At 37.5% G+C, this 13,225-nt stretch carries 6 protein-coding genes, 1 tRNA gene and 1 pseudogene; 1 reads left to right on the forward strand and 7 read right to left on the reverse strand.

Annotated features, from left to right (window positions below):
- Window positions 1-91: 91 nt before the first annotated feature.
- Both C1H87_RS23735 and C1H87_RS08420 read right to left on the reverse strand, forming a co-directional pair.
- A pseudogene (locus tag C1H87_RS23735) lies at window positions 92-3,802 on the reverse strand (putative metal-binding motif-containing protein); the annotation flags it as partial.
- A 155-nt stretch (window positions 3,803-3,957) separates the two neighbouring features.
- Window positions 3,958-6,798 carry a T9SS type A sorting domain-containing protein gene (locus C1H87_RS08420; protein WP_102755377.1) on the reverse strand — a complete coding sequence of 947 codons (2,841 nt, stop codon included), beginning with the start codon at window positions 6,796-6,798 and terminating at the stop codon, window positions 3,958-3,960.
- 1,586 nt (window positions 6,799-8,384) lie between these two features.
- Between C1H87_RS08420 and C1H87_RS23560 the strand changes: the two genes are divergently transcribed.
- On the forward strand, window positions 8,385-8,471 hold the full coding sequence (locus C1H87_RS23560) for a hypothetical protein (RefSeq protein ID WP_233783454.1): 87 nt from the start codon (window positions 8,385-8,387) through the stop codon (window positions 8,469-8,471).
- Window positions 8,472-8,944: 473 nt separating this feature from the next.
- Here the strand turns inward: C1H87_RS23560 and C1H87_RS08430 are convergent, their stop codons facing one another.
- From C1H87_RS08430 to C1H87_RS08450, 5 genes are all read right to left on the reverse strand, one after another.
- The gene (locus tag C1H87_RS08430) at window positions 8,945-10,114 is read right to left on the reverse strand and encodes a FecR family protein (protein WP_102755378.1); all 1,170 of its coding nucleotides are present in this window, start codon (window positions 10,112-10,114) and stop codon (window positions 8,945-8,947) included.
- 714 nt (window positions 10,115-10,828) lie between these two features.
- Window positions 10,829-11,356 (reverse strand): RNA polymerase sigma-70 factor, encoded by a 528-nt coding sequence (locus C1H87_RS08435; RefSeq protein ID WP_102755379.1) that lies wholly within the window; start codon window positions 11,354-11,356, stop codon window positions 10,829-10,831.
- A 591-nt stretch (window positions 11,357-11,947) separates the two neighbouring features.
- A tRNA-Met gene (locus tag C1H87_RS08440) sits at window positions 11,948-12,020 on the reverse strand.
- A 59-nt stretch (window positions 12,021-12,079) separates the two neighbouring features.
- Window positions 12,080-12,262: a CPXCG motif-containing cysteine-rich protein gene (locus C1H87_RS08445; protein ID WP_102755380.1), complete on the reverse strand. Its 183-nt coding sequence runs from the start codon at window positions 12,260-12,262 to the stop codon at window positions 12,080-12,082.
- A 63-nt stretch (window positions 12,263-12,325) separates the two neighbouring features.
- Window positions 12,326-13,156 carry a leucine-rich repeat domain-containing protein gene (locus C1H87_RS08450; protein WP_102755381.1) on the reverse strand — a complete coding sequence of 277 codons (831 nt, stop codon included), beginning with the start codon at window positions 13,154-13,156 and terminating at the stop codon, window positions 12,326-12,328.
- Window positions 13,157-13,225 lie beyond the last annotated feature (69 nt).

Below are 13,225 nucleotides of genomic sequence, written 5' to 3' on the forward strand. Positions count from 1 at the left end.
AACAGGACTCCTGTGTATTGTTTGCATCCCCGAAACCGTCGCCGTCAGCATCCGCATAGAACGTCGTGGTTGGAATCCCTTCGTCTATACTCCCGTCACAGTTGTTGTCAATCCCGTCGCATACTTCCGCTGCGCCAGGATATACCGTATTGTTCGTATCGTCGCAATCCGTATTGTCCGATACATAACCCGCCGGTTGATTAGCAGCCTGTAGACTTACATTGATGTTTCCATAGGTATCACCGTCCTGATCCTCGTACCATGTAGTAGAAGGCAGTGCAGCTCCGCTACAGTCAAAGCTGTCGTTAAGTAACTGTATGCCAGGGTTGTTTGAACAGTCAGGAAAACCTGATATATTCGGTCCGCATGCCGTGAAGAACTGGTCGAGGAAACTGGGCGATGTCTCGAAACAGATCATCGGGTCCTCGTTTACATTGGTATATTCTATCTTGATGTGGCACAGCAACTTCGCCGTGGTGGTTACGTTGTTCGACGTTATCGTCCCAGAACTTACGCCCTGTTGGAAGGAAAGCGATACTCGGGAGCCCGTGTTGTCGTTCTGTACAAAATCCTTGTACGCAGGAAATCCATAGGTCTCTGCCAGTATGGATCCTGATGGCTGGCTGTACTCTATTTTGCCGCTGGCCGATACGTTCGTGCCAAAGGCAGCCGTGTTATAATTGAGGTAGAACTGGCCCGATCCCAATTTGAAGTCTGCCGTGCTCTCTATAAATACGTCCACTTCATAGAAATCGTTTGACCCGTCGTTTGTTACCACTGCATTGGCAAAGGTGATGTTGATCCCCGGAACTACACCGTTGTCCACAACGCCGTCACAGTCATTGTCCTGACCGTCGAAAATCTCCGGTGCGCCTGGGTTCACCGCCGCATCGATATCGTTACAGTCCGTATTGTCCGTTACATAGCCCGCCGGTGCTGAACAGGACTCCTGTGTATTGTTTGCATCCCCGAAACCGTCGCCGTCAGCATCCGCATAGAACGTCGTGGTTGGAATCCCTTCGTCTATACTCCCGTCACAGTTGTTGTCAATCCCGTCGCATACTTCCGCTGCGCCAGGATATACCGTATTGTTCGTATCGTCGCAATCCGTATTGTCCGATACATAACCCGCCGGTTGATTAGCAGCCTGTAGACTTACATTGATGTTTCCATAGGTATCACCGTCCTGATCCTCGTACCATGTAGTAGAAGGCAGTGCAGCTCCGCTACAGTCAAAGCTGTCGTTAAGTAACTGTATGCCAGGGTTGTTTGAACAGTCAGGAAAACCTGATATATTCGGTCCGCATGCCGTGAAGAACTGGTCGAGGAAACTGGGCGATGTCTCGAAACAGATCATCGGGTCCTCGTTTACATTGGTATATTCTATCTTGATGTGGCACAGCAACTTCGCCGTGGTGGTTACGTTGTTCGACGTTATCGTCCCAGAACTTACGCCCTGTTGGAAGGAAAGCGATACTCGGGAGCCCGTGTTGTCGTTCTGTACAAAATCCTTGTACGCAGGAAATCCATAGGTCTCTGCCAGTATGGATCCTGATGGCTGGCTGTACTCTATTTTGCCGCTGGCCGATACGTTCGTGCCAAAGGCAGCCGTGTTATAATTGAGGTAGAACTGGCCCGATCCCAATTTGAAGTCTGCCGTGCTCTCTATAAATACGTCCACTTCATAGAAATCGTTTGACCCGTCGTTTGTTACCACTGCATTGGCAAAGGTGATGTTGATCCCCGGAACTACACCGTTGTCCACAACGCCGTCACAGTCATTGTCCTGACCGTCGAAAATCTCCGGTGCGCCTGGGTTCACCGCCGCATCGATATCGTTACAGTCCGTATTGTCCGTTACATAGCCCGCCGGTGCTGAACAGGACTCCTGTGTATTGTTTGCATCCCCGAAACCGTCGCCGTCAGCATCCGCATAGAACGTCGTGGTTGGAATCCCTTCGTCTATACTCCCGTCACAGTTGTTGTCAATCCCGTCGCATACTTCCGCTGCGCCAGGATATACCGTATTGTTCGTATCGTCGCAATCCGTATTGTCCGATACATAACCCGCCGGTTGATTAGCAGCCTGTAGACTTACATTGATGTTTCCATAGGTATCACCGTCCTGATCCTCGTACCATGTAGTAGAAGGCAGTGCAGCTCCGCTACAGTCAAAGCTGTCGTTAAGTAACTGTATGCCAGGGTTGTTTGAACAGTCAGGAAAACCTGATATATTCGGTCCGCATGCCGTGAAGAACTGGTCGAGGAAACTGGGCGATGTCTCGAAACAGATCATCGGGTCCTCGTTTACATTGGTATATTCTATCTTGATGTGGCACAGCAACTTCGCCGTGGTGGTTACGTTGTTCGACGTTATCGTCCCAGAACTTACGCCCTGTTGGAAGGAAAGCGATACTCGGGAGCCCGTGTTGTCGTTCTGTACAAAATCCTTGTACGCAGGAAATCCATAGGTCTCTGCCAGTATGGATCCTGATGGCTGGCTGTACTCTATTTTGCCGCTGGCCGATACGTTCGTGCCAAAGGCAGCCGTGTTATAATTGAGGTAGAACTGGCCCGATCCCAATTTGAAGTCTGCCGTGCTCTCTATAAATACGTCCACTTCATAGAAATCGTTTGACCCGTCGTTTGTTACCACTGCATTGGCAAAGGTGATGTTGATCCCCGGAACTACACCGTTGTCCACAACGCCGTCACAGTCATTGTCCTGACCGTCGAAAATCTCCGGTGCGCCTGGGTTCACCGCCGCATCGATATCGTTACAGTCCGTATTGTCCGTTACATAGCCCGCCGGTGCTGAACAGGACTCCTGTGTATTGTTTGCATCCCCGAAACCGTCGCCGTCAGCATCCGCATAGAACGTCGTGGTTGGAATCCCTTCGTCTATACTCCCGTCACAGTTGTTGTCAATCCCGTCGCATACTTCCGCTGCGCCAGGATATACCGTATTGTTCGTATCGTCGCAATCCGTATTGTCCGATACATAACCCGCCGGTTGATTAGCAGCCTGTAGACTTACATTGATGTTTCCATAGGTATCACCGTCCTGATCCTCGTACCATGTAGTAGAAGGCAGTGCAGCTCCGCTACAGTCAAAGCTGTCGTTAAGTAACTGTATGCCAGGGTTGTTTGAACAGTCAGGAAAACCTGATATATTCGGTCCGCATGCCGTGAAGAACTGGTCGAGGAAACTGGGCGATGTCTCGAAACAGATCATCGGGTCCTCGTTTACATTGGTATATTCTATCTTGATGTGGCACAGCAACTTCGCCGTGGTGGTTACGTTGTTCGACGTTATCGTCCCAGAACTTACGCCCTGTTGGAAGGAAAGCGATACTCGGGAGCCCGTGTTGTCGTTCTGTACAAAATCCTTGTACGCAGGAAATCCATAGGTCTCTGCCAGTATGGATCCTGATGGCTGGCTGTACTCTATTTTGCCGCTGGCCGATACGTTCGTGCCAAAGGCAGCCGTGTTATAATTGAGGTAGAACTGGCCCGATCCCAATTTGAAGTCTGCCGTGCTCTCTATAAATACGTCCACTTCATAGAAATCGTTTGACCCGTCGTTTGTTACCACTGCATTGGCAAAGGTGATGTTGATATCTTGAGCATTAACACTCCCAAATCCTATTGCAATAGCAAATGCAATAAATAAAATAATCTTATTCATCATATGAATTGTTTTTAAATACCAAATAAACCTCAAAACCATTGACGATACATTTTGAATTCTATTTGATATAAGTTTAAACTGTATTTTACTTTTCATTTGAAGCAATAACATATCAGGCAAGAACTTTTTATATGGTTGGTACACATAAAATTCTTGCTGAATTCTTGCCTGATACGTTAATAAGATTTGGGTGAGCGCATTATTGTTGTTTAAGAAAACTCCACGCTCTTAAGCCGTTGTGTGTGTGTGTGTGTGGTTGGGTTGTGTTATCGCTTTATTAAGCGTTTTACTCTAACTCCTTGGCTATTCTCGATTTTAACAAGGTATAAGCCTGACTTTAATGGCGTAACTTCTACTGGAGTATTTAAATAATTATCTTGTTTCAGTATTAATTTCCCTTGAATATCATATATACTCAAGTTTACTTTTTCCCGTAAACCTTCTATATGGAACACACTATTGGTAGGGTTTGGATACATAACAAGCTCCATAAACTCATTATTACCATCAATACTTAATGTGGAATCAAAAGTATCATCGGTTATTTGTTCTCCTGCTTCATCATTACTAGTACAATCAGGGAAACCAGCCGTATTTGGACCACAGGCTGTATAAAATTGATCTAAAAAGATATCGGCTATTTCAAAATTTATCATTGGCTCCTCATTAGTATCTATGTACTCAAACTTAAGATGTGCTAACAACTTCTTTGTAGTTGTTACATTATTAGCTGTAATAGACCCTGAACTCACACCTTGTTGGAAAGAGAAGGATACCCTTGAATCGGTATTATCGTTCTGGATAAAATCTTTATATGCCGGAAAGCCATATACTTCTCCTAAAATAGAACCTCCAGGTTGTGTATATTCAATTTTATTATTAGCAAAAATATTCGTACCAAAGGCCGCCGTATTATAATTGATGTAGAATTGTCCTGAACCTAACTTAAAATCTTCGGTACCTTCTATAAATACATCTACTTCATAAAAATCATTAGCACCATCATTTGTATTCTGTGCATTTTCAAAAGTAACGGTTATGCCCGGTGCAGCTAAATTAATAAATGTACTTTTAGCTTTCGTTGCTATTTTTGAAAATTGTTCTCCTTTACCGATATTTGGGTTTATAAGATTTTGCAAATCTGTATTTTGTACTTGGTCATTGATATCGATATCGGCATCTGAATATCCTGAACCTCCTATTAATAATGTTACTCCAGAAGCATCCGTGTTTTGTACTTGTGCATTAGCATCATAATCACCCGCATATATGGCAAAAATACCATTTCCTAAATCTGTCAAGGCATTTGCTCCTCCTTCTGCAGAAGCACTGCTTGCAGTAAAATCTACTGTCGCTACTGTACTGGAAAGCGCTATTGCTGATGACGAAACCACACCTAAATGGTTACGATGATTTATTGAGACAAAATAATTACCTGCTGAACTGCTAAATGATGGCGCTGAATCTCCATCTACACCTACCACATCGCCATCGCGCTGCAATAATGCTGATTGCGATTCAATTACAACACTGTTATCATTTTCATCACGTAGTTCTACAAATACCCAATCTACTATAGCATCGCTTCCTGTGATTGCGAATACTGAAGCATCGCAAGTTAATGCATCTGCATAAGGGCTTGTCGTTGGTATATTTCCTGCTACACGTAAATCGTCTCGCATTAATGTTTCTTCTCCTGTGTTAGGGTTTATACTTGCTCCTTGTAAATATGCTATAAGCTCTAATCGTAATAATTGTGGGTTAGCGGTCACTGAAATATCATCAAACCCAAAATTTGCCGATCCTGTGGACGAGGTTACAGTTATAGTGGTTACATTGGTCCAATTCAAATCAACAGGGCTATCTCCCGGAGGCGCTCCGTTTGTTATTACTACCATTTCTGGCGACCCACCTCCATCTGGTGTAAGGGTATAGGTTAATGACTGAGCCGAAGCTGAAAACGGCAGTATCGAATTTACATTCACCGCTTCACTAAAGGTAATTGTTAATGAAGTCGGCGCTATGGTCGTCATTGCGGCATCTCCCGATGTTCCAAATGCTCCCCCTCCATTTACTAGCCTTAAGTCCGATGCACCAGATAAGGTCATCGTGATTCCATCTATTGTCTCGGTGATATTATCTCCGTTATCTGTCGCATTTGTATCAAAATCAAATACGGTAGCTGGTGGGCTAATACTCACCGAAATATCATCAAACCCAAAATTTGCCGATCCTGTGGACGAGGTTACTGTTATAGTGGTTACATTTGTCCAATTCAAATCAACAGAGTTATTTCCCGGAGGCGCCCCGCTTGTTATTACAACCATTTCTGGCGACCCGCCTCCATCCGGCGTAAGTGTATAGGTTAATGACTGAGCCGAAGCTGAAAACGGCAGTATCGAATTTACATTCACCGCTTCACTAAAGGTAATTGTTAATGAAGTCGGCGCTATGGTCGTCATTGCGGCATCTCCCGATGTTCCAAATGCTCCCCCTCCATTTACTAGCCTTAAGTCCGATGCACCAGATAAGGTCATCGTGATTCCATCTATTGTCTCGGTGATATTATCTCCGTTGTCAGTGGCATTCGTATCGAAATTAAATACGGTAGCTGGTGGGCTACTAATGGCACTCACCGAAATATCGTCAAATCCAAAATTTGCCGATCCTGTGGACGAGGTTACAGTTATAGTGGTTACATTGGTCCAATTCAAATCAACAGGGTTATTTCCCGGAGGCGCCCCGCTTGTTATTACAACCATTTCAGGCGACCCGCCTCCATCCGGCGTAAGTGTATAGGTTAATGACTGAGCCGAAGCTGAAAACGGCAGTATCGAATTTACATTCACCGCTTCACTGAAGATTATTGTTAATGAAGTCGGCGCTATGGTCGTCATTGCGGCATCTCCCGATGTTCCAAATGCCCCCCCTCCATTTACTAGCCTTAAGTCCGATGCACCAGATAAGGTCATCGTGATTCCATCTATTGTCTCGGTGATATTATCTCCGTTGTCAGTGGCATTCGTATCGAAATTAAATACGGTTTGGGATCTAGCCATATTAAAAACTAATGATAAAATCGCAAACAAGATTGTAATTCTTTTCATAATATGATTATTTAGTTAGTAATTAAATTAATTGTTGGTTTTGCTGTCTTCTATTTATATTTAAATTCTTTTAAAAGTATCTTTTTGTAACAAACACAATTTCAATTTTTTAATTCGAAAAATCCTTACCTATAACACTTACAAGTATTTTAGTTAATTATTTACAGAATATATTCTGTCCCATAATCATCGTCATCAGAGGTCTTAATTCTAGCTTGTTTAAAGAATTGAGTGCTCACTTTCTTTTATACTTGAGAGATTTGGCACTTTAGCTATAAATCACCGGTAGGTAGTTTATTTTTAATTTGAGAGGCGGAAATATTTAAAGCGGTTTAACTTTATTTGTATAATCGCTTAGAGTTAGAGAATATATTGATAGATTCACCCCCGTTTCTCTATTTTGAATCAAAACAATATTACAGACAATTCTTAATTTCACCTTTTCATAATTAGAAGATAAAATCTATGTCTAGATACTGTCCTTTTGTTTAATTCAAAAACATGAAGAAGATGAGTTTATATAGTAATAACAACAAAAACTTAAATGGGGTGGGTGCATTAAAAAAAATATTGAATTATTAGTAAATTACAAATAATCATATTTATACGTTTAAACTACAAAACAACTATCTCACACTCAAAAAAACCTCTAGTTTTTTGCTGAATTTTGAACTTTCATACAAACAAATTTGTATAGATATTGATGTTCAAAAGTGATAATGAATTGCCTTAAAATATGAAACTAGTAATATCAAAGCATCTTAAAAAAGATCATCACTAAAAAGCTGTATGCGAATTAAAATGTAGTTTGATTTTCACAAAAAATAAAAACATCGGAACTACTCCTTAGGCCTACTAAAATTCATTTTGTTAAAATCACTTGTTGACTATTTCGACATTACCATCATTAGTACAGAATAAAGAAACGTTGTCCATGCTTTCAAGAAAAAAAGATATTCTGATAATATACTAATGGCCTTCTAAAACTACCATAAAGAAATTACAATATAAACTATTGATGATTTTCATAATATTGACTGTACAAAACTACTATCCAGCATAGAAAAACCGATTAAGTGATTTTAAACAAACTAAAGTTAAAGAAATCAAACCAGATAAGGTCTGCGCCATGAAGTTATTACTGAGAAACATTTTTTTAAGCCCATACAGGTTTAAGATTCTTTCAATTCACAAAAGCTAATTCTGAAAGCCTTGTCAGAGAGTAAGAAAATGAAATGATTAAACATGTTAAAACAAACAGCTATACTTTAAGTTAGACATCTTTAATAATGAGACAGTCAAATAAACGACTCCTTGTTAAAAGTAAAATGCTTGCTGCAAAAGCAATAAATAATTGTACTCAAAACCAATATAATAAAGCTAATACTCTTTTGAACTATGTCCTGATAAAAGGTCTTTAACCTAGTTCAAGAACGCAGGATAATATTCAATACAGCTACTTCTATTGGAATGGCCTACACAAAACTGGCGCATTGGTACAAAGATGTAGAACAAACAGGTTTTAAAGCTTTCAATACTATTGCTAACACTATAACCATAACTATAGATAGATTTTAAATTACTTTATTAACAGGAGTACCAATGCTTCGGCGGAATCCTTCAATGCTAAAATTAAAGCCTTCAGGGCTCAGTTCAGAGGTGTCGAAATGTAGAATTCTTTTTATTCAGATTAACTAGAATTTTTGCCTAAACACAACTTTTGAGCATGATCCCTTTTAAATAATGTTCTAATACGATCTAAAAAATTATTGCAAAACTAATTTTCGAAGAACCTTTCCATTCAAAAAATAATCATAAACAAAAATGGACAACCAAACTACAATAGCGGGTTGTCCGTATTCAAATCAAAATATTGTTTCTAGAGTGACTAATTCAAAAAACAACCTATATAAAGATATCTAGGATTTACTAATACTAATGTTTGAGCTTTTATTTTACAATGGCTATTGTAAAATTCTTTTTTTAATAACCAAGCAAAGTAGGTATACTATTGGCGTATATTTTCACTTACCATTCTAAGTCTTTTTATAAAGGGGAAAGTTCAAGTTTAAATTCTTAACCACTCTAACCTAATTAATCTAAAAACCGTTCCCTATTCCCCTTTATTCTAATATTACTTGCTTTATTATTTAATAACTAATGTTTTATCATTTATCTCATAACTGGAGATAACATTGGTACTCTTTATGGCTAATAGTATGTCTTCAATTCTATTGGTTTTATTGAATGTACCGATAAATCGTTCTTCCTTTTTCACCACATTATCGATATTTACATCCATATCGTACCAACGGGATAATACTGTCATAATATCTTTTAAAGGCATATTTTCAAAACTAAAGATACCATTTTTCCATGAAACTTCATTATATACGTCAATCGTAGTTGTATTTACGCTATTAGTTTCAAGATTTAAGTTTAATTGTTGATTCGGTACAAGTTTATGTTTTTTGCCTGCTGAACTAACTGCTACTTTACCTTCAACTAATGTCGTATAAATATTCGTTTCGTTCTTATAAGCTTTGATATTAAATTCAGTCCCTAACACTTCTACTTCTTGCGATTGGTGGAGCACCTTAAATCTAGCTCCCTTATGAGCTGTACTTGGCGAAACATCAAAATAGGCTTCTCCGTAAATAAGTTCAACTTCACGCGTTTCACCGTCATTAAAAGCTTTTGGGTATTTTAATTGAGACTCGGAATTCAACCAAATTTTAGTACCATCTGACAATACCATATGAAATTGTCCTCCTCTCGGAATGGTTAACGTGTTATAAGCTATTTCGGCATTAGCCTGCTTGCCTGATTTACCGGACTGGTATATAATCTCTTCTCCATTACTAGTAATATTACTAGATTCGTAAACCTGACCTTTTTCTAAAGCAACCTGTGAGCCATCTTCCAATGTTAAAGTGGCTTTGTCTGTCCCTATTTCGATATTATTATTTACAATAGTAGGTGTATCATCACCAACACTTTGATCTGTTTTATTGAGAACAAAAGCTACCGAAACTAAAAGCACTACAGATGCCGCAACACCATAAGGCCAATATTTAAATGACTTTTTTGAACGCTCGGAAGCTTGTATTTTCTTTTTTAAGATCTCCCAATCTTTTTCTGTATCTATCTTTTTTAAAAGATCTAAACGGTCTCCATCTTTAATATCCATAAGTATCTTCGCTTTTGTTGTTTGATCGAAAATCTCAGATTTTTCTAAATCGCTAGATGTTTCATTCTTAATTAGCGAGGCAGCTAATCTTTTTGAAAGTGATTTAATTTTATTGGAATTACCCATTTAGATTATTATTTATTAGTTTGAAATTTACCTTGCACTTTTTCCATGAGTTAAAATGATCCTACTTGCCTACCGACAACCCTTTTATCTTGTTTCAGCTTTTCACTTCATAGCTATAGCAATCACTATGAAGTTAAATTACAAGGTAAAATTAATACTAGTGGGTTATCACTTTACTTCAATAAAAAAAGTGCAAGATAACTTCTAGCTGTAGTTAATACAACAAAAATATATAAGGGGGTGGGTTTTACTTTTAAAAACTTGTTTATTTCCGCCTAACTTTTCTTTAGGAAAATACACTAGAAACAAATCGCCCTTCTGTATTTCTTTTCCTTCAAAAAAAATAAAACAACTTATATAATCATGTTGAAACCTTTATAGAACTTCTTTAATCGTTTCTTCTTTGATTTCCGTTCTACTGAAACAAGCTCAACACATACGTAGGAATGTCAAGTCAACTTTGGTTTTAATTTTTACTTTTGATCTTGTTCTGTCAATTTGCCAACTTATACTTAATGGCATATTTACCCAAAACTATTTTGCATAGTACATTTATGTTAGTTAATTCTTTTTTAAAATCGTTAGTTTTTCTAGTGTGTAATGCCTAGACCTAAACAAAATAATGGTTATCGGTCGTAAAAATCACACAGTAAGTATAATGCTTTATGAAAACTTAACATGATAAACTAACTTTAATTTGTCTTTTATATTTTATCATCTAACCGTTAAAAAACTAAGAAGACTTCTTAATTTACGATAGGCTACTTTTTTATGGTCTTTTACGGTATTTATAGATATAGATAATTCGTCTGCTATTTGATTATTAGTATAGTCTTCTATACTTAATCTAATAACTTTTGCTGCTTTTTCAGGCAAAGTACTAATAGCATTTTCTATTACAGCCGAGGTTTCTATAACCACGGCTTCAGACATGTAGAACTCTTCCGTTTCATAAGCCTCCATATTGGCAAGTTCGTACCGTTCTGTAGATTTATATTGTTTACTTTTAAGGTAATTGAGAGATTTATTCTTTACAGATTTATAAAAGAAACCTGTTGCATGGCTTTCGTTTTCGAAAGCAATCTTATCTTCCCAAACTTTAAGAAAAACTTCCTGAACTATATCTTTCGATAAATCCAGATCGTTTAAATACTTATACGCAAATACACAAAGCTGCGGATATAAGCTCTCAAAAAGCTTTTTATAACTCTTTAATGTAAATTGGTTGTTGCCTCCCCTCATGGCTTAGTAAGAATAATATTCGCTAAAACTAAGTAATTATTTGAAAAATATTGTAAAAATATACGCAATTATTAGCGAATTTCATAAAAAACAAAATAATTTCATGCTCTAAATTTATTTTAATTGTAATTAAAATAATCGATCATTGAACAGAAAGACATTACTTATTTTTAAACTAAACCTATTTATTTACAACTACTTGACGAATTTTAAGATAGTATTTACCAAGCCAAATCCAACCAACCAAAAAGTTATTTAAATTTATTTTTATCGCAACGTTAATTTATTGTAAAAAAAGCCCATTTTTAATCTTAGAATTAAAAAATTACGGGATTCCCACATTTTTATAACAGTAAAATTCCTACAAAAAAAATTGATTTCTTCTTATTTTTAAAATTAGTCCCAAAAAGCTTATTCATTTTGATTATAATTTAATACAAATTATCTTCTAAATTTTAATTCAAATAAAACTCTGAAGTAGACAAATAATTTCAAGAAAAGCTTAAATTAATGTGAAAACGATTAATTAAATAAGTACAGTATAGAATTAAAAAAGAAAAAGCCAGCAAAATGCTGACTTGTCTTCTCTAGTAGCGGGAACTGGACTCGAACCAGTGACCTTCGGGTTATGAGCCCGACGAGCTACCTACTGCTCTATCCCGCGATATTGGATTGCAAATATACAATCCTTTTTTACTTTAGCAAGCATAAAAATAAAAAAAATTATTGCTCAATGCTAGCTGCCTGAAAATCTATTAATTCTGAATTTAAAAATTGAATGTTCAGCTGGATTGGATTACAACATACCTCACAATCTTCTATATAAGATTGCTTTGAAATGGAATTATCTACTAGCATAGAAATGGTTTCCCAACAATATGGACATGTAAAAAAGTGCTCAAGCATAGTATAAAACTAAAAAAAGTCAGCAATTTTGCCGACTTTTAAAGTTAAAACTAGTAAAATTAATTATTCTTTTTCAATGTCCATAGTCGCAGTCGCAGTAGCACTTTGCATTTCTAAGTGCATTAGACTAGGTGGATTCTTTCCAGAAACACTTATGTATTCCTGATTTAAATTGTTATCGCTTACCATTACAGTATTTAATTTAGTTAAGTTCATAAACTCAATTGGCAAATCACCTGTAAATTGGTTTGTGGATAATAATAATTCTTCTAAATCTGTTAATTGGGCTATTTCAACTGGAATTTCACCATCCATTTTATTATCCATAAGACTTAGCTTTTGTAATTTCGACAAAGCATAAATCTCGCTTGGAATGTGACCAGTTAAAAAGTTACTTCCTAATAAAAGTTCTTTTAAATTGGTTAGGCCCATTAACGTATCTGGGATTTCTCCTGTAAATTTATTACTGTATAGCTTTAAAGCTTCAAGTTTCTTTAGTTCACCTAATTCCGAAGGAATGTTTCCTTCAAAACCATTCATAAATAATTCTAAAGACACTAATTCTTTTAAATTCTTTATAGTCGATGGTAACTTTCCTGTTAGCTTATTAAAACCTAAATTGATTCTTTTCAAATGTTTTAAATCGCCTATTTCTTTAGGTAGCTCCCCTTGAAGGTTATTAAATGGTAAGTTAATTTCAATAATCTTATTACCTTCTACTTTAACACCGAACCATGTATCTATAGAAGCATTTAAGTCCCAAGTAGCATTCCACTCGGTTCCTTTGGTTGCTTTGTGCAAAGCAATTAAGGCGTCTTTTTCTGTTGTAGAAACATTAGCAAACGAATAGGTCGTTAAAAAAAAGCTTACTGCTAAAAGTCTTAAGATCTTCATGTTTCGTGTGATTAGGGATTAATTCACTTACAAAATTACATGAATATCGATAAAAAACTATTTTATTCG

The sequence above is a fragment of the Flavivirga eckloniae genome, assembly GCF_002886045.1.
In the GTDB taxonomy this organism is placed as follows: Bacteria; Bacteroidota; Bacteroidia; order Flavobacteriales; family Flavobacteriaceae; genus Flavivirga; species Flavivirga eckloniae.

Coding starts and splice junctions, on each gene's coding strand:
- C1H87_RS08450 (WP_102755381.1), bottom strand. CDS start 13,156: ATGAAGATCTTAAGACTTTTAGCAGTAAGCTTTTTTTTAACGACCTAT.
- C1H87_RS08445 (WP_102755380.1), bottom strand. CDS start 12,262: ATGCTTGAGCACTTTTTTACATGTCCATATTGTTGGGAAACCATTTCT.
- C1H87_RS08435 (WP_102755379.1), bottom strand. CDS start 11,356: ATGAGGGGAGGCAACAACCAATTTACATTAAAGAGTTATAAAAAGCTT.
- C1H87_RS08430 (WP_102755378.1), bottom strand. CDS start 10,114: ATGGGTAATTCCAATAAAATTAAATCACTTTCAAAAAGATTAGCTGCC.
- C1H87_RS08420 (WP_102755377.1), bottom strand. CDS start 6,798: ATGAAAAGAATTACAATCTTGTTTGCGATTTTATCATTAGTTTTTAAT.